Here is a 25,708-nt window from a genome sequence, read left to right on the forward strand (position 1 = left end):
CCGAGACATGGACAACACCCAAGCGATGAACGGCGCCGAAAGCCTGGTCAAGACCCTGCTGGCCAACGGCGTGGACACCTGTTTTGCCAACCCCGGCACCAGCGAGATGCATTTCGTCGCGGCGCTCGACCGGATTCCGGGCATGCGCTGCGTGCTGGGCCTCTTCGAAGGCGTGGTCACCGGCGCCGCCGACGGCTATGCGCGCATGGCAGACAAGCCCGCCGCCACGCTGCTGCATTGCGGCCCGGGCCTGGCCAACGGCCTGGCCAACCTCCACAACGCAAAGCGCGCACAGACGCCGGTGGTCAATATCATCGGCGACCAGGCCACCTACCACCGGCCGCTGGATGCGCCGCTGACCGCCGATACCGAGGGCTGGGCCCGCCCTGTTTCGGTATGGACGCGTACCGCCACGCATGCCGAGTCGGTCGGCGCCGATGCCGCGGCCGCGGTGCAGGCCGCACGCGCCGCCCCGGGCGGCGTCGCCAGCCTGATCCTGCCGTCGGACGTCTGCTGGGACGCGGGTGGCGTGGTCGCCGGCGCGCTGCAGCCGCTGCCGGTGCCCCGGGTCGCGCCCGACGCCGTGCAACAGGCCGCGCGCGTGCTGCGCTCAGGCCAGCCGGTGCTGATCGTGCTGGCGGGCAGCGCGCTGCGCGAAGCGCCGCTGGCCGATGCCCACCGCATCGCCGCCGCCACCGGCGCGCGGCTGATCACGCCGATGTCCAACGCACGCGTAGCGCGGGGCCGCGGCCGCCTGGCAGTCGAGCGCGTGCCGTATTCCGGCGACGCCGCGCGCGACAAGCTGGCCGGCATCCGCCATGTGATCCTGGTCGGCGCGCCGGCACCGGTGACCTTCTTCGCCTACCCGGGCAAGTCGGCGCGCCCCTATCCGGAAGATGCGGTGCTGCATGTGCTGGCACGGCCCGAAGAAGATCTGGCCGAAGCCCTGGCCCGGCTGGCGGACGAAGTTGGCGCCCGCAATGCACCGCTGCCGGCAACGGTTGCGCCGGCGCCGGCCGAGCCCGCGCGCGGCGCGGTCACTTCCGAAGCCGTAGCACGCACCCTCAGCGCGTTGCTGCCCGAGCAGGCCATCGTGGTCGAGGAAAGCGTCAGCTTCGGCCGCGCCTTCTATCCCGGCACGGTCCACGCGCCCCCGCATGACTGGCTGCAGCTGACCGGCGGTGCCATCGGCGACGGCCTGCCGCTGGCAGTCGGCGCGGCGGTCGCGGCGCCGGACCGGCGCGTGGTGTCGCTGCAGGCCGATGGCTCGGCCATGTACACGCTGCAGTCGCTGTGGACCATGGCGCGCGAACGGCTCGACGTCACCGTGGTGCTGCTCGCCAACCGCAAGTACGCAATCCTGCTGGGCGAACTGGCTGGGGTTGGGGCGAATCCGGGCAAGACCGCGCTGGACATGCTGGACATCGGCAATCCGGACCTGGACTGGGTCAAGCTGGCCAACGGCATGGGCGTGGAAGGGGCGCGGGCGAAGGATATGGAGACATTCGCCGACTTGTTCCGGACGGCAAACGGACGGAAGGGCCCATTCCTGATCGAGCTGGTGATCTGACCAGGCGGTATTGCCGCTACCTGCTGACGGGTCGGCCCGACATAGTCCACCCGCGACCGGTCCGGTGCCGGGAACGGCAACGGCAACGGCCGCGGGCCTTCGGTCTCGACGGTGCAGGGGGCGCCCGGGAAAGTCAGCGCTGTCGGGCGAACGCCTGCAACCTGGCCCGCCCGGATACCGCAACGAAGCATGATCCTGGCGGCACTCGCTAGCTCTCGCGCTGCGGCGCTGGCGCTTCATAGCCCAGCAGGCTTGCCAGCAGCGGCCAGCGCCGCGCAGCCGCCTGTGCGGCGCGCAGTTCCTGATGGTCGAAATAGCGGCGTGGGTCAAAACCGTCGACCTCGTTGCCGAGGACGTCGATGTCGCTGCGTGCCAGCGGCAGCCCGCGTGCGTTGGCCGGCTTCATGGCTTGCCCTCGATCCAGACCCCGTCCGGCGTGCGCACGACATAGCCGTTGCCTTCGCGCATGGTCACGGTGGCTTCGTTCTCGCCGACCATCTGCGTCTGCGGCAGGTCGCTGGCATAGCTGGCCAGGGCCGGCGCCTGCGCGGTGAACGGGTTGTCGGCAATCAGGTTGGACAGCAGTTGCGACAGGCCCAGGTAGCTGGTCGGCGCATCGATGGTGACAGTGCTGTTGTTGGGCTTGGGCAGTCCCACCAGCTTGACGCCCACCGGCACGTTGATGATGCGCGGGGTCGGGATCTCGCGCATGCCGGCGATCTGGTTGGCGTCGCCGCGCAGGGCCGCGCCGTGCTCGGGCACGAACACGATCACCGCGCGCCGGCCCGACTGCGCCACCATCTCGATGACCTTGTCGATGTCGCCCAGCAGCCGCGACAGCCGCAGCGGATAGGACTCCAGGCTGGACAGCCGGTTGTCGGACATGCGATTGCCGTCGTGCAGCGTCACGGTGTTGTAGTACAGCGCCTGCGGGCCGCCGCCGGCCTGCTGGCGATCGCGGAACCAGCGCTGCAGCACGTCGAAGTCGCCCACGATGGGCGAGCTGTCGAACGAGCGCATCGCCACCGGCAGGCCGGTATTGGGGGTCGGCGCGACGCCGTCGACGCCGATCTCCTTCTGCACTTCCTTGAGGAAGTTGTCGAAGTGGCCGTCGTGGTTAAGCAGCATGCGGGTAGAGAAACCCGCCTGCGCCAGCGCCTGGAACAGGTGGCACTGGCCCGGCGCCGGGTCGTACAGCCCCTTGTGCTCGGGCTGGCCGCAGGCCGCGCGCAGTACGCGGATCGCCGCCGGGCCACTGTAGCTGGCCGCCGAGCTGAAGTTGGTAAAGAGGAAGTCGAAGCGCTGCAGCAGCGGGTTGTCGCGTGCGCGCGCCGTGTCGAGATCGTCCCACGACAGCGAGCAGATATGCAGCACGATCACGTCGTACTGTGTATCGGACGTGTTGGCCGTGGCCGCCAGCCGCGTGAAATTCACCTGCCGCTGCGCTTCCTGGTTGCGGAACGCGGCCAGCCGGGCGTCCGGGCCGCTTGCGGAGACCTCGGCGCCGCCAGTGCCCAGCGCCGCGCCCGTGGTCAGTGCCGCGGTCGCGGTGCCGGCGCGGGCGCCTCCCTGGCCGCCCGCGTCATACAGCGCCTGCCACAGCGGCACCGCCACCAGCGCGCCCAGCACCAGCGTGGTCACCCGTACCCAGCGGTTCACGAGCCAGAAGATCACCAGCGCCGCCAGCGCGACCAGCAGCATCTCGCGCGTGATGACGCGCTGCGCCAGTTCGAGCATGTACGCCGGCGTAAATGCATGCAGGTTGGCGAACTGCGAGACCACCCGCGAGAACGGTGGCAGGTCCGATTCGCGGTACATCAGCGCGGCGCCCGCCACCACCGCCAGCACGTGCCGCAGCGCCGACAGCGCCGGATGGCGGATGCGCACTACCAGCAGCAGCGCGAACAGCAGGTTCAGCAGCCATTGCGGATGCAGCCGCCCGATATAGAACAGGTACAGCTTGGCGATGAAGTAGAGGTTCCAGATACCCATTGTCCGAAGCGTGGCGTTGCCGCGTTTCCGTTGTGTTGCCGTTGTGTTTGAGGTCAGAGCCGGCGCGGGCGCACGCGCTCGGCCAATGCCATGGTGGCGCCGCGGAACGCATCGACCAGCCGCAGCAGCCCCTGGTAGCCCATCTCGATCACTTCCTTGAGGCCGCGCAGCGGCACGTCGACCGGTTGTTCGTCGACCCAGTGGATCCAGGCGTCGGCCCGGCCGAAGGTGCACTGGATCAGTTGCTGCTCGGTGCGCGCGTCCATGTCGTCGAAGCGCACGCCCATCTGCCGCTCGACATTGCGCGTGACCACCGCCGGGAAATGATAGCTGCGGGTGCCGCGCGACAGGCATATGCCCACGTGCGTGCCGGGCTCGACCCTGGCCTCCACCGGCAGCGCCAGGCCCAGGCCGCCGAGCGAGTAGTTGTCGGTCTTGCAGGCGAGCGTGCGGCCGTCGGGCAGCAGCAGCGTCGCCGGCACGCGCATCGGGATGCGGTGCGACACGCGCACCTGCCGCGCCTCGCGTGCCACGCCGATGGCCGCGCCCAGCATCACCAGGTTGGCCACCGCCCAGCCCAGGTTCATGATGATGGCTGAAGCCTCGAAGGCCGGATCGAACAGGATGCGCCCGAACCCCAGCAGCAGGGCGATCACGTTCAGCGCCAGCAAGACCAGGTAAGGCTTGGAAATGGTCCAGTCCAGATATTCTTCCTTGATCTGCCCGCCCTTGGCCGTGACGTTGAACTTGCCCAGCTTCGGGTTGATGAACGCCATCGTGGTCGGCAGCACGATGTACCAGGCCAGCACCGATTCATAGACCTCGGCCCAGAACGAATGCCGGTAGCGTCCCTGCAGGCGCGAGTTGGTGACATTGGCGACGAACAGGTAGGGCAGCACGTAGGCCATGATCAGCACCGCCGAGGTGTGGATCACATGCAGCCCGAAATACAGGTACGCGATCGGCATGGTCAGGAAGATCAGCCGCGGCACGCCGTAGAAGAAATGCAGCATCGCGTTGGTGTAGCACAGGCGCTGGAACAGGTGCAGCCCCTTGCCGAACATGGGATTGTCGATGCGGAAGATCTGCGCCATGCCGCGCGCCCAGCGGATGCGCTGGCCGATATGGCCGGCCAGGTTCTCGGTGGCGAGCCCGGCGGCCTGCACGATGCGGATATAGGCGCTGTTATACCCGCGGCGATGCAGCTTCAGCGCGGTGTGGGCATCCTCGGTCACGGTCTCCACCGCGATGCCGCCGACTTCTTCCAGCGGCGCGCGCTTGATCACCGCGCATGAGCCGCAGAAGAAGGTGGCGTTCCAGAAGTCGTTGCCGTCCTGGATCAGCCCGTAGAACAGGCTGCCTTCATTGGGCACGCGGCGGAAGGTATCGAAATTGCGCTCGAACGGGTCCGGCGAGAAGAAATGGTGCGGGGTCTGCACCATCGCGCATTTGGGGTCGGCGATGAACTCGCCCATCGTCATCTGCAGGAAGGAACGCACCGGCATGTGGTCGCAATCGAAGATCGCGACGAACTCGCCCTGCGTGTGCCGCAGCGCCGAATTGATATTGCCGGCCTTGGCGTGCGCGTGCTCGGTGCGCGCCAGGTAGCCCACGCCGGCATCGCGAGCGAAGTCGCGCACCTCGTCGCGGGCACCGTCGTCGAGGATGTAGATGCGCAGCTTCTCGGGCGGCCAGTCCAGGCCCAGCGCGGCGTAGACGGTCGGCTGCAGCACCCGCAACGGTTCGTTGTAGGTGGGGATCAGGACGTCGACGGTGGGCCAGGTGGCGGAATCGGGCGGCAGCGGCGCCGGCTGGCGGTTGAGCGGCCAGATGGTCTGCACGTAGCCCAGGAACAGCACGATCCAGGTATAGACCTCGGCCGCGAACAGCAGGTAGCCGAACACCGCCTCCGGCGCATTCTCGAACTGCAGCGTGCTCGTGATCCGCCACCAGATATAGCGCCCGGCCATCAGCACCGACAGGGCCGCCATGGTCAGCGTGGCGGCGCGCCCGGGGATGCGGCGCAACACCAGCAGTCCCAGGATGATCAGCACGGCCAGCAGGAACTGGTCTTGCAGCGGCAGCGGCGTGGTACACAGCAGGATGCCCGCGGCGGCGGCCAGCGACAGCAGCGCCGGCATCAGCCACGGCACGCCGGACAACGTGGGCGACAGCGACTCGAGCCGCAGTCCCACGCGTTTCCAGTCGATGCGCGGCAGCCGTGCCAGGATCCTGCGTCGCAGCCGCTTGGCGCGGAAATAGACCGGTTCGAGCCAGCCGCGGAACCAGCGCCGCAGCGCGCTGGGCTCGGGCGGCGCCTGCGGCTTGCGGCGGTGGTGCACGTCGGCGGCGAGCGGCACCAGCGCGCGTGGCGGCCGCAGCAGCGCGCGGCGCAGCCAGATACTCGGGCCGTACTGGTGGCGCGGGATGTCCAGGCGCTGGCGCAGGCGCCGCCGCACCCAGTTGGCGCCGAGCAGCGCCACGTCAGGGCGCCCGCGCGGCGGGGTGCGGAAGAACACCCGCAGCAGCCACAGGCTGACCGGGGCCTCGGCGGCCACGCCCAGCTCGCGCGCGAGCGCGCGGCGCAGCGCCAGGAACCAGTCGGCCACGCGGCGGCGCAGCGGCAGGGGCAGCAGTGCGCGCATCATGTCCGGTCGGCCTCGGTGGCCATCGGGCGCGCGCCCATATCGCGCACGCTGTCGGGGCCGGCCTTGCCGCGCACGGCCAGCAGGCTCCAGCCCGATACCCACGAGGCCAGCCCCTGCAGGTCATGCGCCGCCTGCGAGTAGGGCGTGCTGCGGCAAAAGCTCTCGCCGCGGGCAAAGGCTTCGGGCACGGCGGCGTCCTCATGCACTTCGTATGGCAGCAGGTCGCCGTCCAGCGTGGCGCGCAGCAGCACCGAGATATCGGTATGGAGCTGGCGCGCCGGCTGCAGCCGCGTGACTGCGCAGGCGACAGCGGCGCCGGTCTCGCGCAGCGCCGCGCGCAGCGGCGGCAGCGTGGCGCAGGTCTGCGGCTGCGGCGGCACCAGCACCAGCACGAGATCCGCCGCGGCGATGGCCTGGCGCGCATACGGCGACGGCCACGGCGCGCTGTCGACCAGCGCCAGCGCGTTGGCCGGCAGGTCTACCTGGGCCAGCAGGCCGCGCAGCCAGTGCGGATCGCGTTCCAGGCGCTCGGCCATGCGGCCTTGCTCCATGGCGCTGCCCGGATCGCCCCACGGCACGAACAGCACGCCGTCGTCGCTGCGCTGCCCCGCATCGCTCCAGTTCGCGCTGTTGCATAACCCGGCCCCGGCCGGCGCGCGCAGGCCGAAATGGAAGCCAAGCAGCCCGCGCGGGTCGCATTCGACGGCCAGCGCAGGATGGCCGTGCCAGGCCAGCAGCGTGGCCAGCTCGGCGGTGACGGTGGTGCGGCCCGCGCCGCCGACGGTCGAGACGATGGCCACGGTCTTCATTCGCGCTCTCCGGTCACTTCGCGCCAGCGCCGGCCGCGGATCACCACCGGCTGCAGCTGGGGCGGCAGCCGCACCGCGCGGCGCGCGCGCGGCAGGCGCCAGCGCGGCAGCAGCCGCAGCAGCCGGAAGTGCCAGACGACCCAGGCCACCGGCACTGCGAGGATGAGTCCCCAGATGAAATAGCCGAGAAACAAGTCCATGGTGTTTCCTGTCGATCGTGCCTAGCGTTGCGGCTTCAGCGGGATGGCAAACGCCTGCGGCTGCGCGCGCCGGCCACGGCGCGCGCGCGAGGTTGCGGGCAACGGGATCGGCGCGTCCTGCGGCGGCAGTTCCGCCGGCGCCGTCACCGGCGACAGCCCGGGCTGGCTGGCCAGCCAGCCGCTGTAGTCCTGCACCGGGCGCTGTGCGATATCGGATTCAAGCCGCTTGAGCGAGCCCAGGATCGATTCGGGATCGCCGCAGCGCAGCTCGCCGCCGAACAGCTCGGACATCGGCCGCACGAACACATGGCGGCACGCGGTCTCGACGTTCTCCATGCGGCAGGCGAAGAAGAAGGCGTAGACCGCATTGCTGCCTGCGGTGCAGAGGTCGCCGGCATCGTGCATCTGGCACGCGCGCAGCGCATCGACGTGGGCCGCTTCGGGCAGCAGCGGCAGCTCCAGCAGCACATGCGGCAGCCGGATCACGCTGCTGCGTTCGAGCGTGGTGCGCACCAGCGAGATAAAGTCGGCGGGCGGCACGTAGCCCGTGGCGGCGGTGGCCACCACCGCGGACAGCGCGCTCTTGTAGTCGGGCAGGATCGGGCGCGAGAACACCTGGCCCTGGATCGCCTCGATCATGGTCTGCACGCGCGCGAAGGGCGTGTTGCGGTGGATCACCAGGCTGGCGCCCAGCGTCATCATCAGCAGCTCGTAGCGCTGGCGCAGGATCTCGTGGTCCTCGCGCACCACGATCTTGAGCGCCTTGCCGCCGTCGTGGCGCAGCTGGTGTACCTGGCCGGCAAGGGTCTCGAGTTCGGCGATCTGGCCGTAATGCAGCACCACGGTGGCCGCGACCGCACCGCCAGCGGCAGCCACCGCGGTGGCATTGTCGTCGACCACCTGCCAGTGCGCGGGGATCCAGCGCTCGCGCAGCACCGCTTCGCGGCTGACGATGACGCGGTCCTCGTCGGGGGCCAGCAACGTGGGTGCCTCGCCGGGCGCGATGGCGTCGTCGGCGCCGGTACCGGCCACCAGGCCGCGGTCGACCGGCGAGAAGCGCAGCGGCACCACCTCCGGCGGCAGGATCGCATCCTTGTGGCGCCAGAAGCCGACCTCCCAGACAAACTGCCCGTGCTGCTGCGCCAGCCGCGCCACGCCGGCGAAATGCCGGTGGAACCCCGCCAGTGACACCAGCTGCAGCGCCGCCGTGCCGCCGGGCGGCTCCATCACCAGCAGCACGCCGCAGCTGTTGCTTCTGCACCATCGTGCCAGCAGCTCGCCGTCATCGGCCAGCGCGACCGGGTCTTCCCAGCGGAAATATCCCTGCGCGCCTTCCACCAGGAACTGGCTGCCCTGTGCGCCGCACTGGTCCACCACGGCCTGCAGCGCTTCGGTCAGCACGGCGATGCCGGAGCGGTCGGGCACGCCGCGCAGCGTGCAGACGTTGGCGCGCGGATGCAGCGTGCGCGAGCGTTCGATGTCGAGCCCGTGCGCGCGCAGCATGTCGGCGATCCCGGCCGGCTCGCGCGGCGACAGCACCGTGGTGCGTGCGCGCAGCAGCCGTGCCGCACTTTGCCAGAACAGCGCGTCGCAGGCGGGCGTGGCGTCGGCATAGACCACGTGCACGGCGGTGGGCTCGAGCGCCGCCAGCGCGGGCGGCAGCGCATCGATGGCCAGCGCCGGGCGCGCCTGCAGCCAGGCGCGCGGCTTCTTGCGCAAGCTCGGCGGCGGCGGGGCGGTTGGGCGGCTGGCGTCGTTCATGGTGTGGCTCGGTATGTGGCTTGCTATGTGGCTTGGCAAGTCGCTTAGTAAGTCGAATAAGGCCGCACCGGCGTGGGCGGGTAGGGCACGGGCCCCTGCTGCTTGTCGAAGAAATAGCGCACGTACGCCTGCGCGCGGTTCGGCGCGTAGTCGCGCGAGCGGTCGATCTCGAACACCGCGCCGGCGACCCAGTGCGGTGCGAAGCGGTACTCGACCGCCGCGCCGATGGTATAGCTGAAACCGCCGCCGGACCCGCCGCCATAGGTGGCATTGCCGGAGAGTTCCTGCAGCCGGGAATCGGTCGGGTAGTACGGCATCGACTTCTCATACGTGCTCGACAGCCCCACCGAACCGCGCACGCGCCACGACAGCTTGTCGCGCCGCCCGGTCCAGTCGAGCGGGATGCCGAACGACAGGTAGCGCTGCGGACTGTAGTAGCCGCCGTGGCCGAAGCTGTAGTAGCGCTCGTTCTCGCTGTAGCGCCAGTAGTTCAGCACCAGGCCGCTGGTGAGGCGCTGGTCGCGCCGCACGAAGACGGGCACGTCGAAGCCGGTGCGCACGGTGAACTCGCGGTTGGTCAGGACATTGTGACCAGTGTAGATGCCGTAGCCGAGATCGGCGAACAGGCCGAAGCGCCCCACATCGCGCGCATAGCGCACATGCACGCCGTTGCGCACCACGCCGCCCCAGGTGGCCGCGGGCGTGACCACCCCGGTGGCCGGGTCGACATGGGCGGGGTCGGTGGCGCCGGCGTACGACACCAGGCTGCTGGTGACGGCGCGCCGCGACACGTCGATGGTGGTCGATGCCAGCCCCATTTCGCCGCGCCAGCGCAGTCCGCCGACGATGTTCTGCCGCAGGAACCCCAGCGGCGTGGTGCCGATGTCGGCACGCCAGCTGTTGTAGGCGCCGTTGAACTCGTAGCCGGCGGCCAGCGCCACGCCGCGGTCGTTCTGGCCGATGGGGCTGAGGCCGGTATTGCCGAGCGCGCGGATGCGCCCGAAGTCGCGCGAGGCGGACAGGTTGTCGGCGGGCAGCGTGCCCGCATTGAGCAGCACCGTGTCGGCATGGAAGAAAGTGTGGCCGGTGTAGCCGTGCGGAATGCGCACGTACAGCGGGATCTCGGTGGCCAGCAGGCGCGAGATGCCGGGATCGCCGGTCTTGTGCGAGAACAGCACCGCCGAGGCCACCTGGCCTTCGCGCCGGGCCTCGAGCGAGGCCAGCGCGCGGCCGGCCGCGGTGCTTGCGGGGCCCTCGGGGCCTGGGCTGACGCCCTCGCGCTGCTCCAGCACGCGCGCCTCGCGGTACAGCGCCGCGGCCTCGTCGAAGTTGCCGCGCGACTGCGCGATGCGCCCGGCCTGCACCGTGATGTCGGCGCGCTCGGGATAGCGCTGGCGCAGCGGCCCGACCACCGCCAGCGCCTCGTCCTCGCGCCGCATCGCGGTGAAGCGGCGCGCGATCGACAGGCGCGTATCGATGTCGTCCTCGGGCGTGTCCGCCAGCACCGCGCGCACGATCTCCAGCGCCTGCTTCTCGTCGCCCTGGCGCTCCAGCATGTTGGCCACCATCAGCCGCGCGCCGGCGTCCCTGGGGTTGGTCGCGAGCACCTGCCGCGCGGCGTCGGCGGCGCCGGCATAGTCGCCCTCGGCCTCGCGCAAGTCGGCCAGCGCCAGCAGCCAGCGCCGCTCGCGCTGCTGCGCTTCGGGCACGGCCATCAGCGTGCGCTGCGCCCCGGCGAAATCGCCCTCGGCAATCAGGCGGTCGCTCTCGCGCACCGCCAGCCGCAAAGATTGGTCGTCGAGATCGGCGCGCTGCGCGGCGTTCAGGCCGGGACGCGCGCGCACGTCGGCGATCCACGCGCGCAGTGCATCGTCGCGCCCGGCCGCGGCCAGCAGTTCGCCATAGCGGATGCGCACGTCGATGGCGGGGTCGTCCGGATGGGCGTCGAGCCAGTCCGTGACCAGTTTCAGGCCGGTGTCGGGCTGGCCCAGCGCGATCCATTCGCGCCCGACCGAGGCCAGCATCTGCGGATCGTCGGGCACCTCGGCCGCGGCGGCGCGCAGCCTGGCCATGGCCTCGTCTTCGCGGCCCTGCGCGGACAGCTGGCGCGCCTCGCGCAGCAGGCGCTGCGCCGCCAGGTTGCCGGACAGGCGGCGCATGCCTTCGGAGCGCCCGGCGTCCGGCACGCCAGCCAGCAGCGCACTGGCGGCGTCGATGTCGTCGACCGAATTCAGGTACAGCGCCGCGGCGTAGCGCATCTCGGCATTGCCGGCGGCGGCCACGCCTTCGTCCATCACGCGCCGGCCCAGCGCGGGCAGGCCCAGGTCGCGGTAGGCGCGCGCCAGCGTGAAGCGCGTCCAGGGATCCTGCGGCGCCAGCCGGATCGATTCTTCTAGGCGCGCCAGCGCCGGGCTCTGCTTGCGCTGCGCCAGCAGCTGTTCGCCCTGCAGCGCGAGCAGCTCGGCGCGCAGGCTGCGCAGTTCTTCGGCCGAGCCCTTGAGGCGGCTGGCGGTGCTGGCGATCAGCGGCCCGGTCTCGTCGCCGCGCCCGCTTTCGTTGAGCAGCTTGACCAGCGTGCGCAGGCTGCCGATGTCCGGCTCGGGGCCGGCCAGGTTGGCGCGCAGCAGGCGTTCGGCCTCGGCCGGCTGGTCCTGCGCGATCAGCGCGTCCGCGAGGATGGCGCGGGCATTGGCGTTGTCCGGCTGCTGCTGCAGCGCCTGGCGCGCCAGGGCCTCGGCCTGCGCCGGCTTGCCCTGCGCGTTGGCCTCGCGCGCACGCGCCAGCGTGCCCCAGAACGTGGCGGTGCCCTGCAGGCTGCGCCATTTACTTCGGTTGCCGGTATCGAGCTCGGCGGCGCGCGTGAACAGCTCGCGCGCTTCGTCGTGGCGGCCCTGACGCAGGCGCACCAGCCCCAGGTTGCCGAGCGTCTCGCCTTCGTTGCGGCGCTTCCGGTTGGCGATTTCCAGCGCGATCTCGGCCTCGCGCACATTGCCGCGCGCCAGCTGCTTCTCGCCTTCGCGCCGCGCCTGGTATGCCGGGCTGGCCTGCTCGCGCTGGCGTGCGGTGGTGCGCTTGCCGAGCTCGGCCAGGGTCTGGCGCGCGGCGTCGTCGTCCGGCACTTCCTGCAGGTAGGCCTCGTACCACTTGTAGTACGCGGGATCGTCGCTGACGTTGTAGAGCGTGCGCCGCCACATCTCCAGCGCGCCCTTGCGGTCGCCGTCCGGCCGCCGGGCAATGCGCTGCAGGATGCCGAGCCCTTCCTGGCGCGTCGCCTCGCGGTCGGTCAGCAGGCTGGCCAGCGCCATCTGCAGGCGCAGGTCGTCCGGGTTCTGGCGCACGCGCGTGCGCAGCTCGGCGATGGTGGCGGTGCGCCCGGCGGGCGTGCCGGCCAGGATGCGGTAGTAGTCGATCGCCAGTTCGCCGCGCGGGGCGCCGCGCGGGAACAGCTTATGCAGCCGGGCGATCGCTTCGTCGGACTTGCCGGCGCGCGCCAGCAGCCGGATGCGCGCCATCTCGGCCTTGTCGCGCGTGGCGATGCGCCAGGCGTCTTCAAGCTCGAGCGTGGCGGGGTGGCCGGGGTTGGCCTGGCGCAGCCGGCGCAGGATCTTCTCGGCTTCGAGCGGGCGGTTGGAGCGCAGCTCGATCAGGCCCATCAGCATCAGCGCGTCTGGCTGGCTGGGATCGATCAGCAGCGCCTTGTCGAGGATGCCGCGGGCCACGTCGGTGCGGTTCTTGGCTTCCCACATGCGCGCCGCGGACAGCAGCTGCGCCAGTTCGGGCGAAGGTTTGGCGGCCTGCTGCGCCGGCTGGGCCAGCGCCGGCGCGGCTGCCATCGGCGCCACGGCGGCGGCGCCGAACAGTGCCGGCAGCAGGATCGGGTTCAGCGCGCGGGGCATCCGGTCTTCCATGCAGGCAGCAGCGCACCGTCCCGGGCGAAGCGGTACTGGCCGTCGAGGTAGCCGAGCCCGAACAGCGTCAGCACCTGGGTGTAATAGCCGGCCTGTCCGCCAGGCTCGCGCTGCGCCAGCTCGCGCGTGCGGCGCGCCTGCGCGGCGGCCTGGTCGGCGCGGCCGAGCGCGGCCAGGTACGGTGCCACCGCGGCGCTGAAGCCGCCGTTGCCCGCGTTGGGACCCGGCTGGCCGGTCTGCGTGTCGATGCGCTCGGGCGGATAGCCCCTGGCCGCGACATAGTCGGCCAGCGGCGTGAAGGTGCGCAGCAGCGCGGCGCGCTGGGGCTCGTCGGCGGGCAGCATGCCGGCCCACAGGTAGACACGGATCGCGTTGTAGGCGCTTTCGGCGTGGGTGGCGGCGTCGGGCAGGAAGCCGCGATCGGCCTCGTATTCGACCCAGTCGGGCGAGAAACCGCGCGGCGCCGTGTCCAGCATCAGCCGCGCCGAAGTGCCCACCAGCTGCTGCCACGCCGGTTCTTCCGGCAGCGCGGCGGCCAGCCGGCGCATCACCTGCAGCGGCACGTAGCTGGGGTTCAGGCGCCAGCGCTTGTCGCCCAGCCTGAAGCCCTGCGGTCCCGGCAGCACGGTGCGGCCCAGGCCGGGCAGCACCGCGGTTTCCTCGCGCAGGATGCGTCGTGCCAGCAAGGTGCCGAGCGCGGTGAAGCGGCGCTCCTGCCACAGCCGGCCCGCTTCCAGCAGCGCATAGGCGATCCACAGGTCTGCATCGGATGCCGGATTGCTGTCGATCACGCCCCAGCCGCTGCCTGGGTTGCCTGCGTGGCCGGCGCTGGCCGCCTGCGCGGGCGTGAGCCTGCCCCAGATCCATGCGGGCAGGTGCGAGACCAGGTCGCCCTGCGCGAGGTTGTTCTCGGTCCAGGCCAGCAGCTTGTCGAAGCTCGCGCGGTCGTTGGCCACCAGCGCAAAGAACAGGCCGTAGGCCTGGCCTTCGGAAACGGTGGCCTGCCGGTCCGAGCTGCGGTCGATCACGCGCCCGTCGGCGCTCAGCAGGTGCTGGCGGAAGGCATCCCAGTCGGCCCACTTGCAGGCAGGCGCGGGCGCGGCCGCTACCGCCGCCAGGGAGGCACAGGCCAGCGCGCCGGCTGCCAGCCATCGGCACAGGCCTGTCAGCGTGCGCCGCATGTCAGCTCCCGCCGCGCCGCGCAGCCAGCCTGCCCAGTGTCCAGAACAGCGACAGCGCCACCACCAGCCCGGCCAGCAGCCCGCCGATCGCCATCAGGCTGGGGAAGGCCGAGACCCGCACCCAGATGCGCGCGTACCACGGCAGGTCGCCGACGTAGTAGCGCTCGCCCAGGCGCAGGCCATCGACCTGGTCCTGCCGGATCACGGTCAGGTCGCCGCGCATCTGCGCCACCTTGCCGGGGTTCTCCAGGGCGTCCAGCACATCGGCCACGCGGCGGTCTTCGGTGGCGGTCAGCGCGACCACGGTATTGCCGCCGGACAGCGGCGATTCGAAGCCGACCAGTGCCGCCACCGGCCCGTCGGCGGACAGTATGGCGCGCCCGACCGGCGTGACCGGGTCTTCGCGCACGCCGGCCAGCCAGTTCGACCAGATGCCGGTGCGCTGGTCGCGCAGCGTGAGTTCGGTCTTGCCGCGCGCGATCAGCAGCGGCAGCGACTTGCCCCATTTTTCCAGCGTGGCGGCGCCGCTGCCGGTGCCGATCAGCAGCAGGTTCTGGTCGCGCACGCTGTCGATCTTCGCCGTCGGCACCACCGTCACGCGCAGCGACGGCAGGCCGGTCCATTTGCCCATATGGCCCAGCAGCGACAGCAGCGCTTCCTGGTCCATGGCGGTCGGTGCGTCAGGCACGACCACGGCGGTGTCGGCGAGGTCGGCCAGCCGGGTGAAGGGATAGCCGCTGTTGGCGAAGTACGCCAGGTTGGGCAGCCCGGTGTAGTGCGAGAAGCTGCTGAAGTCGATGGTCGAGTCCGGGTCGATCGCCGCGCGCGCCACGTCGGTCGCGGTGGAGGTACACAGCCCCGTCTTCTGCGAATCGATATGGAACTGGAACTGCATCTGGTTGTTGCTGCCGACGCGGAACGCCGGGATGCCGACCCGCTGCGCTGCCGACGCGGTGGTGCCCGACAGCAGCGGCACGCTGACCACGTTGTGGTCGTCGGTGCTGGCCAGGGGACGCAGGCGGTACGAGCGCACCAGCTGGTCGTTGATGTCGATGCTCAGTACCGAGTCGTTGTAGGCGGGCGGCGCGGTGTAGCGGTAGCGCAGGTTCAGCGGCACGTTGCTGCGGGTCCAGTCGTACAGGTCCGCCGGCACGCGCAGGTTGACGCGGATCGGGTTCGGGTTGCTGCCGGCCACCTGCAGGTCCTGCGGGTCCGGCACCAGTTCGCGGAACAGCACCGGGCGGTCGGTCGGCGCCCACGCCGGCGCGTCATAGGGCCGGCGCGGCTTGCCGATGTCCACCGATTCCACGCGTGCGCTGTTGCCGGCCATGGCCACCTTGCCCAGCACCAGGGCATTGACCGCGGTCTGCAGGTCCTGCGGATTGCGCCCGGCTATCACCAGCAGCTTGCGGTCCGGGCTGGCCGGGTTGGGCATGAGGCTGACGGTGGGGCCCGCGATCGCCGGCAGGTTCAGGCCCGCCGGGATGGTCTGCGGCGTGACGAAGGCAATGGCGTCGCTGCCGGCCGGCGCGGTTCGCGCCACCGGGAAGCGCGCCTCGCGCCAGGCGGCCAGCGCGCCCAGCCACGACGCCGCAACCCCGGCGGCGCGCAGCGTTGCGCCGTCGGCGCCGGCCGGCAGCACGAACGGCACGGTCACGCGGCGGTTGTCGCGACGGTCGAAGAACGGTGCCGGCAGCAGCGCCAGGTTATCCGGCAGCGTCACGCGCGAGGTATTGAGCGTCAGCGTGGTGGCCGGGCTGATGTCGGCCCACAGGCTCGAGTGCAGCGGGTCCTCGCAATGATCCAGCGTGTAGTGCGCGATCAGCTGCACGCGCAGGTGGTTGAAGTCGGTGAAGAAACGCGGATCGATATCCAGTTCGCGCGTGACCAGGCGGCCGGCTTCTTTCTCTTCCAGCGGCAGCGTGGCGATGACTTCGTCGTTCAGCGTCAGCTTGATATGCGACAGCGGGAACACCAGCGCCGGCGAATAGGTAAAGGCCAGCTTGAGCCTGGCCGCCGTGACCACTTCATCGAGCCGCACGCCGACGTCGAGCTGGCGCGCGTGGTCCACGCCGCGCAGCGCGATCGGGCCGTAGGCGCCCATCTGGCGCAGGGTGAGGACGTGGGTGGCGGTATTGGCTGCGGCGGGCTGTGTCGCGCTGGCGTTCGGGGGCGGGGCTGCCGCCTCGGTGGCGGGCGGGATGGCAGCCTGCCGCGCGGCAGGCGCCTGGGCGCCCGCCGGCCACGACAGGCACGACAGGCACGACAGGACGAGGAGGCTGGCGGCGGCGCGAAGCTGGGGCCGGTGGAAGCGGGGCGGGACGGAGCGGGTCATGGGCAGGATGGCGGTTCCTTTGCATGCTTCCAGGGCGGACGGCGCACGCGGTGCGGAAACTTAATCCCGCCGCGATGGCACGGCGCAATGTTGCGGCAGGCTTACGGCTTACGGCTTGTGGCTGGCTGATGGTCGCGCAAGTGTAGCTGCAAAAGCACTGCGGGCTCCACATCGCGCCAGTGCTCTAAAAAATATTCAACAGCGAACAAAAAAAGCGGAAATGCCACCCTCTTGCCAAAGGGGGCATTTCCGCTCCGGTTTTGTAGGAGAAGCACTGGCACGGACCCACGGCAAGTCGTCCGCGCTCCACCCCGGCGTGCCGCTTATCCGCAGGTGTCGTCTGCCCGGCAAACGCCGTGCACCACCATCTCTCCCATCAGGTCCAGTGTCGGCTGGTCGGCAATCGCCTCGCGCATGGCGTCCAGCACGGCATCGTGCGGGTCGCCGGGATTGCCGGCCGCGAGCGGCGTGTCATGCCAGCGGCGGGGCACGGCGGCGGGATCGATGTCGACACCGGCGCCCTCGGCCAGCGCGTCCAGCACCGCCTGCTCGGCCGCCGCGATGGCGTCGGCGCTCAGGCGAGCCGCGTGCTCCGGGCCGAAGCTGTCGAAGATGCGCGCCGGCGGCCCGTCCAGCAGCTTCCACAGTGCCAGTTCGGTCAGCGGGGTGCAGTTGACGGTTTGCCCTGCCAGCACCAGGCCGTGGAGCTGCTGCCGGTTGGCCTCGCCCTGTGCCAGCCCGCCGTCGCACCGCACCATGGCCGCGCCGTCCGGCACGCCGGCCAGGCGGAAGGCGCCGCTGGCGTCGGTGGTGGCCTGGCGCACCTGGCCTTGCGTGTCGCGCAGCTGCACCGATGCGCCCGCCAGCGCCGCGCCTACCGCGGCCGTGCCGCCGATGTCGCGCGATTCGTCATCCCCGCATGCCGCCAAGGCCGCCACCGCGCACGCGAGCACGAGGTGGCGCCAGTTTCCAGGTTGCTTGCCCATGGCGTCGTCCTCAGGGCGCCAGCGCGGCCAGGTCGCGGTGCGAGCGGTTGAACAGGCCGCGCGCCAGCGGCGTCGGGCGGAAATCCACGTCGAGCGGCGAGATGGTGATGAACCTGGCCAGGAAGGCCGGCGTCTCCGCCGTGCGCGCAAGCGCCTTCGGCTCGGTTTCCGCCGCTCCCACGTCGATAGAGACCGTGTTGTCGGCATTGCGCTTGTACGCGGTGGTGAACGAGTCGACCGAGCCCGGCACCGTGAGCCGCACCCCGGCAGGGGCCTGCCCGCCGGAAGCGATCGGGTAGTTGATGCTGAGCGGGTGCGCCACCGGCAGCAGCGGCTGGCCAGCCGCGCGCGCGGCTTCCAGGCTGGCGAGCACGCGGACCAGGAAGGCGCCGGCCTTGGGGAACGCGGCCAGCGTCGCGGGAAAGCCGCTGCGCGCTTCGGCAAAGTCGACGCCGACGCTCAGCGCGATGCCCGGCACGCCGCGCCGCGCCGCGAACAGGACGTTCATCACGGTGCCCGAATGCGGGATCGAGTCCGACAGGTTCTCGCCGAAGTTGGCGCCGGAGACGACGAGGTCGGGCGTGAAGCCGCTTTCCGGGCCGACGATCTTCAGGCCCATCGCGGTGGCGTCGACGGGCGAGCCGCTGCCGATGTAGTCGGCGTTGGTGGCATTGAGCGCGCCGCCGGCCACGTAGCTGGCCTTGACGCGGTGCACGCAGTACGTGTCGGCGCCGCCGGCCAGCGGTTCCACCACCAGCCGCGTGCGCCCGTCGGGCACGGCATAGGCGGCACCGGAGCCGCTCTGGTTGCTGGCCGGGCCAACCGTGATGACGCGGTGCCCCGCATCCTGCAAGGCCTTGCGCACGGCGGTGATGCCGGGCGCGGAGCAGCCATCGTCATTGGTCAGCAGCACATTGAGCGCATGGGCGGGCCCGGCTACCGCGGCCAGGGCCGCGGCGGCGAGACTCAGCCGCAAGGGGGCGGGAAGTCGAAGCATGGAACCAGTCTCCTCATTCTGATGGTATGGAAAGCGCTGCATGGCCGCGGCGCCAGGTAAAAAGCCAATGCACCGGCGTCCTATGCCGTGAGCAATCCCCGCGCGCGCGCCAGCGTGATCGCCGTGTCCTCGATCATGTCTTCCTGTCCGCCCACCAGCCGCTGCCGTCCCAGCTCGACCAGGATCTCGCGCGCGGGGATGCGGTACTTGGCCTCGGCGCGCTTGGCGAACAGCAGGAAGGACGAATACACGCCGGCATACCCCAGCGTGAGCGCGTCGCGATCGATGCGGATGGGGTGGTCCATGATGGGCACGACCAGGTCTTCGGCCACGTCGGCAATGCGGAACACATCGACGCCGGTCTCGATGCCCATGCGCTCGCACACCGCCACCAGCACCTCCATCGGCGTGTTGCCGGCGCCGGCACCCAGTCCCGCGGCGGCGGCATCGATGCGCGTGGCGCCGGCGGCCATCGCGGCGAGAGAGTTGGCCACGCCCATGGCGAGGTTGTGGTGGCCGTGGAAACCCAGCTCGGTTTCGGGCCGCAGCGCCTGCCGCACGGCGGTCAGCTTCTCGGTGACGTCATGCGGCAGCATGTGGCCGGCCGAATCGGTGATGTACAGGCAGTTGGCGCCATAGCTTTCCATCAGCAGCGCCTGCTGCACCAGCGTCTGCACCGGCGCCATGTGCGCCATCATCAGGAAGCCCACGGTATCCATGCCGAGCCGGCGCGCCATGCCGATATGCTGCTCCGACACGTCGGCCTCGGTGCAATGGGTGGCGACGCGGATGGTCTGCACGCCGATGTCGTGCGCCATGCGCAGGTGGTCGACGGTGCCGATGCCGGGCAGCAGCAGCGCGGACACGCGCGCGTGCTTCAGTTCGCCCAGCACCGCGCGCAGGTACTCCTCGTCGCTGTGGGCGGGAAAGCCGTAGTTGACCGAGGCGCCGCCCAGGCCATCGCCGTGGGTCACTTCGATCAGCGGCACGCCGGCGGCGTCCAGGCCGCGAGCAATGCCCTTCATCTGTTCCAGCGAGATCTGGTGGCGCTTCGGATGCATGCCGTCGCGCAGGGTCATGTCGTGCAGGGTGATGCGTTGGCCCATGGCGTGGCTCCTCAGGCGGTGGTGGTGGCGGGGGTGGCGGGGCTGGCCGGTTTGGCGGCGGCGGAGGACAGCATCGCGGCGGCAATGCACTCGGCGGTGCGGGCGGCGGAGGCGGTCATGATGTCGAGGTTGCCGGCATACCTGGGCAGGTAGTCGCCCAGGCCCTCGACCTCCAGGAAGACCGACACGCGCTTGCCGTCGAACACCGGGCCGTTCTTCAGCGTGTAGCCAGGCACGTACTTGCGCACCTCGGCGATCATGTCGTGCACCGAGGCGGTAATCGCCGCGACGTCCGGGGCCTCGTCGGTCAGGCAGTGGATGGTGTCGCGCATGATCAGCGGCGGCTCGGCCGGGTTGATCACGATGATGGCCTTGCCCTGGCGCGCGCCGCCCACGGCTTCGATCGCGCCCGCCGTGGTGCGCGTGAATTCATCGATATTGCGGCGCGTGCCCGGCCCGACCGAGCGCGACGACACCGTCGCGACGATCTCGCCATACGCTACCGGCTGCACGCGCGACACCGCATACACCATCGGGATGGTGGCCTGCCCGCCGCAAGTGACCATGTTCACGTTCATCTCGTTGCTGCCGATGTGGGCCTCCAGGTTGACCGGCGGCACGCAGAACGGCCCGATCGCCGCCGGCGTCAGGTCGATCACGCGCACGCCGCGCGCGGTCAGCTTTGCCGAGTGTTCGGCGTGGACGTAGGCGGACGTGGCATCGAAGGCGATGCGGATATCGTCGGCCTCCAGGTGCGGCAGCAGGCCGTCGATGCCGTCGCTGGTGGTCTTCAGGCCGAGCTCGCGCGCGCGGGCCAGGCCCTCGGACGCGGGCTCCACGCCGACCATCCAGACCGGTTCCAGGATGTCGCTGCGGCGCAGCTTGTAGAGCAGGTCGGTGCCGATATTGCCGGGCCCGATCAGGGCGCATCGGATCTTGTTCATGGTGTCTCGCGTGGCAAGTGGAAAGAATCAGGAAGTCAGCAAGGAAGTCAGCAAGGAAGTCAGCAGAACGCGGCGCTGCAGCCGCCGATGCCGGTGATGTGCATGGACAGCCGGTCGCCGGCCTGGACCGGGATCAGCGCCGCAAGCGAGCCCGACAGGATGGCCTCGCCGGCCAGCAGCGGGATGCCGAAGCTGCCCAGCGTGTTCGCCAGCCACGCCACCGCGTCGGCGGGATGGCCGAGCGCGGCGCTGCCCAGCCCCGTGGCCACGCATTCGCCGTTCTTCTCCAGCGTCATCGCGCACGCGGCAAGATCAAGCGCGTGCGGGCTGACACGCTCGTCGCCGAGCACGTAGACGCCGCAGGAAGCGTTGTCGGCGACTGTGTCCTCGATGCGGATGCGCCAGTCGCGGATGCGCGAGTCGACGATCTCGAAGCACGCCGCCACCGATTCGGTCGCGTCGAGCACATCGTCGCGGGTCACGCCCGGACCACGCAGGTCGCGTCGCAGGAAGAAGGCGATTTCGCCCTCGGCGCGAGGCTGGATCAACGTGCTCGCCGGAACAGGCGTGCCCGCCGCGTAGTGCATGCTCTGCAGCAGGATGCCGAAGTCAGGCTGGTGCACGTCCAGCATCTGCTGCACGGGCTTGCTGGTCACGCCGATCTTCTTGCCGGTGATGCGGTCGCCCGCGGCGAGCCGGTGCGCGATAAAGCCCTGCTGGATGCGATAGGCATCGCTGACGTCGAGCTTGAGCCCGCGGCCGCTGAGCGGCGGCACCGGCGAGCGCGTGACGAGCGCGTGGTGAAGTTCTTGGCTGAGCGTGGCGATCTGGTCGTCGTGCATGGCGGGAATCGGGTTGCGCCGCCGCGGCGCCTGCCGCGGCAGCATGGGACAAAGCGGGCGTCAGAACGAGCGTCAGAACGAATACTTGGCGTTGAAGGCCACGTAGTCGCGGTCTGCCAGCGGGCGGTTGGTAATGCTCGGTCCGCCGATAAACGCCGCGTAAGTCAGGTTGAGCTCCAGGTTGTTCAGGTACTTGAAGGTCACCCCCACACTGGCGCGCCGGTCGCCATAGCCCATCAGCGTGCCGAAGGCGCCGGCCACGGCCGAGCGGCCGCTGAACTGGTGCGCGTAGGTGAGTGGCACGGTCAGGTCCCAGCCATCGAACACGTTGTTATAGGTCAGCGACCAGCCGAGCTGGAACGCCGCCGAGTTGCGCGTGTTGGTCAGCTGGCTGAAGCCCATCACCGGATCGACGCTCAGCACATGCAGGTAGGCGACTTCACCGAGCAGCGACTGCGAGTTGGCGAGGAAGGTCGGCCCCACCGAATAGATCGCGGAAAGCTGCCCCTGCAGTGCCTTGCCGCGCGAGGCGGTGGGCGAGCCGGCCACGTCCACCAGCATCGGTATGCCGTCCTTGTAGCTGACCTCGCCGGCGATGTTGGCGCCGAGCACCTGGGTGGAGAAGCTGGCGCCGGTCAGGTTGATGCCGCCGAAGAACTTCTCCTGGTATTGCAGCGTGGGGAACATCGAGGTCACCACGCTCGGGTTCTTGTCGTGGTAGCGCAGCTGGTAGAGCCCGATCTCGGTGCCTTCGAACACGCGCCAGCGCGCGCCCACGCCCCACTGTCCCCAGTCGGACGGGCGGACGTCCGGCCCGCGCGGGATGCGGAAGCCGGGCCCGATGATGAATTCCGCGCCCGGACCGACCAGGTCGCTGGTGCTGAAGTAGCTGCCCGGCGCCGACAGCTGGTTCGGCTTGAAGGTGAACTGGTAATAGCCCATCAGGCTGAACGATGGCGTGACCTGCAGCTGCAGCGATGCCTGGGGTACCGGCAGCAGGATGTCCTTGACCTCGGCGCCCGGCACGAAGGCCTTGGTGGCATCCGCGGGCCCCTGCGCGCCCGCGATATTGGCGAAGAACAGGCTCTCGCCCCATGCCACCACCTGGTTGCCCAGCTTGAAGCTCAGCTGGGTGCCGCCGATCGGCGTGGTGCCATAGACATAGGCATCGAGCAGCTGGGCGCGATGCTCGTGGTAGTCCTGCGCCGATTCGGTGAACTGGTTGAACGGCCCGCTGTGGTTGACCGTGAACGGCGCATTGTTCGAGTTGGTGCCGCTGTAGGCCCAGTCGTAGAACACGCTGCCGCGCAACAGCGCGCCGAAGGCGCCGTGGCGCAGGTGGGCTTCGCCCAGCAGCGACACGCGGTTGGCGATCATGTCGCCGGGCTTGAAGTTGCGGTCGCCGTCGTCGCCGTTGATATTGGCCGGGCTCAGCAGCGTGTCGCTGCGGTGGCCAGTGCGCACCGCCGCGCCGTAGGACGCGGTGACGCTGTAGTCGAGCGTGGTGTCGCGGCCGAAGTCGATGGTGTCGCCGGCTTGTGCGGCAGGCGCCAGCATCGTAGCCAGCGCCGCCAGCATGGCCGCTGCGGCGATCGGCCGCAGCCGGCTGCGGCGCTTCGCTGGGCCGCGTGGTGGTTGGTGCATGGTGGTCTCCCCTTGGTTTCGGTGGTGGTTCATGGCCTGGCACTTCGAATGGCGCGCATCTGGCCGCAAGCGTAGAGAGGGGGAGACCTGCACAAATCGGCAGAACGGACTAGGCGGTTTCCCTACATGGCGTGGTTGAGCGATGCCGCGTCGAGAAAGGCCGGGCGCTCGCCACCGCCATCGATCACGAGGTTGGCACCGGACACGTACGACGCCTGCGGCGAGGCCAGGAACAGGCACGCGCTGGCAATGTCGTCCGGTTGCGCGAGGCGGCCCAGCGGCACCGTTGCCGCCATCGCGCGCAGTGCCCCGGGATCGCCATAGTGCTGGTCGCGCGAGGTGTCGGTCAGCACCACGCCCGGGCTGACCGCGGCAACGCGCACGCGCGGCGCCCATTCCACCGCGAGGGTGCGCACCGCGTTGAGGATGCCGGCCTTGGCGGCGCCATAGGCCGCGGTGCCGGGCGATGGCCGCAGCGCGCTGACGCTGCCGACGAACAACTGCGTGCCGCCGCCGGGCTGCTGCTGCATCCGGGCATTGACCCGTTGCGCCAGTTGCAGCGGCGCCACCAGGTTGAGCCGGATCACCGATTCCAGCAGCCGTGGCGAGGCATCGGCGACCAGCGCGTACGGCGCGCCGCCGGCGTTGTGGATCACGACGTCGAGCGCGGGGCTGGCCTGTGCAATCTCCGCCAGCATGGCATCGGCCTGTCCGAGGTCGCGGATATCCGCGGCGATGAAGCGGGCGCTGCGCCCGCTTGCGCATGGCAGCTCGCCGTCATTTGCGGGCGCGGTGCGCCCGCACACGAAGACCTGCGCGCCGGCGCGCAGGAAAGCCTCGCTGATGGCGCGGCCGATGCCGCGCATGCCGCCGGTCACCAGCACGGCCTGGCCGGTGTAGTCGAATCCTGTCATTGGGGTCCCCTGATGCGTGGAGGGCCCATCGTAGGAGAAGTGGCCGGATCGCTCGTAGTCCGAATGAACGATGCCCGGCAGGCCGGTGCTGCGCAAACTCGCTGGAAAATATCGCTCGCAACTTCGCTGGAAACCTTGCTGGCAAATCACACGGGAGACGCCCTCATGTCCGCTACGCCGCAGCAAATGCCTTCATCCCTGCATCCGAACCTGCCCGTGGGGCGCTTCATCACCACCTCCGGGGGCCTGCGGCTGCACTGCCTGGATGCCGGCAGCGGCGAACCCGTGGTCTTTATCCATGGCAGCGGGCCGGGCGCGAGCGGGCACAGCAACTTCCGCTTCAACGTGCCGGCCTTCGCCGCGGCGGGTTTCCGTACGGTGGTGGTGGACCTGCCCGGGTACGGGTTGTCGTCGAAGCCGGACGACGTCGAATACACGCTGGATTTCTTCGTCGCCGCGCTGCGCGAGCAGTTGCTGGCACTGGAACTGCCGCGCTGCGTGCTGGTCGGCAATTCGCTCGGGGGCGCGATCGCGCTGCAGTACGCGCTGGATTATCCCGACCATGTGAGCCGGCTGGTGATGATGGCCCCGGGCGGCGTGGAAGAGCGCGAGACCTACTTCCAGATGGAAGGCATCCAGCGCATGGTGTCGCTGTTCACCGGCGGGCATATGAACCCGGAAACCATGCGCCAGCTGCTGCAGTTGCTGGTGCATGACGCAAGCCTCGTCACCGACGCGCTGGTGGATGAGCGCATGGCGGTGTGCCGCGAGCAGCCGCGCGAGGTGCTGGCCACCATGAAGGTGCCCAACCTGACCGCGCGGCTGGGCGAGATCCGCTGCCCGGTGTTGGGCTTCTGGGGCACCGAAGACCAGTTCAATCCCGCCGCCGGCGCGATGAAGTTCCTCGGCGGCTGCGCCGATGCGCGCTTTGTCATGATCAACCGTTGCGGCCACTGGGTGATGGTCGAGCACGCCGCGTATTTCAATCGCGAATGCCTCGGCTTCCTGGCCGATACCGCACAGGCCGGCGCGGCATAATTGATCGCGCATGCCCCTACAACGACAATTCAGGAGACATCATGGAATACCCGTATAGCCTGTTCGACCTGCGCGGCAAGGTGGCCGCCATCACCGGCGCCGCGCGCGGCATCGGCGCGGAAACCGCCCGTGTGCTGGCCGCCGCGGGCGCGAAGGTCGCCGTGCTCGATGTGCTTGAAGCGGACGGCAAGGCCACCGCCGAGGCCATCTGTGGCGCGGGCGGCGAGGCCGCGTTCTGGAAGTTCGACGTCACCAGCGAAAGCGAGGTGGCGCGCGTGTTCGACGAAATTGCTGCCCGCTTTGGCGGCCTCGGCATCCTGGTGAACAACGCCGGCATCGAAGGCACGAACGAGCCCACCCACCAGGTGACGCTGGAGCAATGGCAGCAGGTGATGGCGGTCAACGTGACGGGCACGTTCCTGTGCACCAAGCATGCCATCGCGCACCTGGAGCGCGCCGGTGGGGGTGCCATTGTCAACGTATCGTCGATGTACGGCATTGCCGCGGGGCCGGACGTGCCGCCCTACCATGCATCCAAGGCCGCGGTGCGAATGATGGCCAAGACCGACGCCATGCTTTATGCGGCCAAGGGCATCCGCGCCAACTCTATCCATCCGGGCTATATCCGCACGCCGATGCTTGAACACGTGGCGCAGGCCTCGGGGCAGGGCGAGGCGCTGTTCGACTACCTTGGCGGGCTGACGCCGGTCGGCAAGGTGGGGCAGCCGCGCGATATCGCGGCGGGCATCCTTTTCCTGGTATCCGACGCCGCGCGCTACATGACCGGCGCCGAACTGGTGATCGATGGCGGCTACACCGCGCGCTGACGGACA

Annotated in this window: 19 protein-coding genes; 3 read left to right on the forward strand and 16 right to left on the reverse strand. The window is 70.1% G+C overall.

Annotated elements, in window-relative coordinates; all coding sequences use genetic code 11:
• Positions 1-25: 25 nt before the first annotated feature.
• Positions 26-1,570, forward strand: a complete 1,545-nt coding sequence (locus CTP10_RS19150) for an acetolactate synthase large subunit (protein ID WP_116318943.1) — start codon at positions 26-28, stop codon at positions 1,568-1,570.
• A gap of 208 nt (positions 1,571-1,778) precedes the next feature.
• Here the strand turns inward: CTP10_RS19150 and bcsR are convergent, their stop codons facing one another.
• The 16 genes from bcsR to CTP10_RS19230 all read right to left on the reverse strand — a co-directional run bounded on the left by bcsR (position 1,779) and on the right by CTP10_RS19230 (position 23,837).
• Positions 1,779-1,976, reverse strand: a complete 198-nt coding sequence (gene bcsR / locus CTP10_RS19155; protein ID WP_116318721.1) for a BcsR/BcsP family cellulose biosynthesis protein — start codon at positions 1,974-1,976, stop codon at positions 1,779-1,781.
• Entirely contained in the window at positions 1,973-3,562 is a 1,590-nt protein-coding gene (bcsG, locus tag CTP10_RS19160) for a cellulose biosynthesis protein BcsG (RefSeq protein WP_116318720.1), read from the reverse strand. Before bcsG ends, bcsR begins: the two co-directional genes overlap by 4 nt.
• Before the next feature lie 53 nt (positions 3,563-3,615).
• On the reverse strand, positions 3,616-6,210 hold the full coding sequence (gene bcsA, locus CTP10_RS19165; RefSeq protein WP_233528074.1) for a UDP-forming cellulose synthase catalytic subunit: 2,595 nt from the start codon (positions 6,208-6,210) through the stop codon (positions 3,616-3,618).
• Positions 6,207-7,019: a cellulose biosynthesis protein BcsQ gene (gene bcsQ, locus CTP10_RS19170; protein ID WP_116318718.1), complete on the reverse strand. Its 813-nt coding sequence runs from the start codon at positions 7,017-7,019 to the stop codon at positions 6,207-6,209. The genes bcsA and bcsQ overlap by 4 nt, the downstream gene beginning before the upstream one ends.
• A complete protein-coding gene (locus tag CTP10_RS19175) occupies positions 7,016-7,219 on the reverse strand; it encodes a hypothetical protein (RefSeq protein WP_116318717.1) in 204 nt (67 codons plus the stop codon). Before CTP10_RS19175 ends, bcsQ begins: the two co-directional genes overlap by 4 nt.
• A gap of 21 nt (positions 7,220-7,240) precedes the next feature.
• A complete protein-coding gene (gene bcsE / locus CTP10_RS19180) occupies positions 7,241-8,980 on the reverse strand; it encodes a cellulose biosynthesis protein BcsE (RefSeq protein ID WP_116318716.1) in 1,740 nt (579 codons plus the stop codon).
• A 44-nt stretch (positions 8,981-9,024) separates the two neighbouring features.
• Positions 9,025-12,876 (reverse strand): cellulose synthase subunit BcsC-related outer membrane protein, encoded by a 3,852-nt coding sequence (locus CTP10_RS19185; protein ID WP_116318715.1) that lies wholly within the window; start codon positions 12,874-12,876, stop codon positions 9,025-9,027.
• Positions 12,861-14,069, reverse strand: coding sequence for a cellulose synthase complex periplasmic endoglucanase BcsZ (bcsZ, locus tag CTP10_RS19190; RefSeq protein ID WP_116318714.1), 1,209 nt, complete (start codon positions 14,067-14,069; stop codon positions 12,861-12,863). Before bcsZ ends, CTP10_RS19185 begins: the two co-directional genes overlap by 16 nt.
• A 1-nt stretch (position 14,070) precedes the next feature.
• Positions 14,071-16,404 carry a cellulose biosynthesis cyclic di-GMP-binding regulatory protein BcsB gene (gene bcsB / locus CTP10_RS19195; protein WP_116318713.1) on the reverse strand — a complete coding sequence of 778 codons (2,334 nt, stop codon included), beginning with the start codon at positions 16,402-16,404 and terminating at the stop codon, positions 14,071-14,073.
• Positions 16,405-16,727: 323 nt separating this feature from the next.
• The gene (locus CTP10_RS19200) at positions 16,728-17,390 is read right to left on the reverse strand and encodes a carboxypeptidase-like regulatory domain-containing protein (RefSeq protein ID WP_116318712.1); all 663 of its coding nucleotides are present in this window, start codon (positions 17,388-17,390) and stop codon (positions 16,728-16,730) included.
• Between the two features lie 10 nt (positions 17,391-17,400).
• Positions 17,401-18,387, reverse strand: a complete 987-nt coding sequence (gene surE / locus CTP10_RS19205) for a 5'/3'-nucleotidase SurE (protein WP_116318711.1) — start codon at positions 18,385-18,387, stop codon at positions 17,401-17,403.
• An 80-nt stretch (positions 18,388-18,467) separates the two neighbouring features.
• A complete protein-coding gene (gene dmpG / locus CTP10_RS19210) occupies positions 18,468-19,493 on the reverse strand; it encodes a 4-hydroxy-2-oxovalerate aldolase (protein ID WP_116318710.1) in 1,026 nt (341 codons plus the stop codon).
• Positions 19,494-19,504: 11 nt separating this feature from the next.
• Complete coding sequence (locus tag CTP10_RS19215) at positions 19,505-20,437, reverse strand: acetaldehyde dehydrogenase (acetylating) (RefSeq protein WP_116318709.1); 933 nt, start codon at positions 20,435-20,437, stop codon at positions 19,505-19,507.
• A 59-nt stretch (positions 20,438-20,496) separates the two neighbouring features.
• On the reverse strand, positions 20,497-21,279 hold the full coding sequence (dmpE, locus tag CTP10_RS19220; RefSeq protein ID WP_116318942.1) for a 2-oxopent-4-enoate hydratase: 783 nt from the start codon (positions 21,277-21,279) through the stop codon (positions 20,497-20,499).
• 72 nt (positions 21,280-21,351) lie between these two features.
• Positions 21,352-22,923, reverse strand: coding sequence for a DUF1302 domain-containing protein (locus tag CTP10_RS19225; protein ID WP_116318708.1), 1,572 nt, complete (start codon positions 22,921-22,923; stop codon positions 21,352-21,354).
• Positions 22,924-23,045: 122 nt separating this feature from the next.
• On the reverse strand, positions 23,046-23,837 hold the full coding sequence (locus CTP10_RS19230; RefSeq protein WP_116318707.1) for an SDR family oxidoreductase: 792 nt from the start codon (positions 23,835-23,837) through the stop codon (positions 23,046-23,048).
• Between the two features lie 165 nt (positions 23,838-24,002).
• Between CTP10_RS19230 and CTP10_RS19235 the strand changes: the two genes are divergently transcribed.
• Both CTP10_RS19235 and CTP10_RS19240 read left to right on the forward strand, forming a co-directional pair.
• On the forward strand, positions 24,003-24,875 hold the full coding sequence (locus tag CTP10_RS19235) for an alpha/beta fold hydrolase (protein ID WP_116318706.1): 873 nt from the start codon (positions 24,003-24,005) through the stop codon (positions 24,873-24,875).
• A gap of 41 nt (positions 24,876-24,916) precedes the next feature.
• Positions 24,917-25,702 (forward strand): SDR family NAD(P)-dependent oxidoreductase, encoded by a 786-nt coding sequence (locus CTP10_RS19240; protein WP_116318705.1) that lies wholly within the window; start codon positions 24,917-24,919, stop codon positions 25,700-25,702.
• Positions 25,703-25,708: the final 6 nt, after the last annotated feature.

The organism is Cupriavidus sp. P-10 (assembly GCF_003402535.2).
Lineage (GTDB): Bacteria > Pseudomonadota > Gammaproteobacteria > Burkholderiales > Burkholderiaceae > Cupriavidus.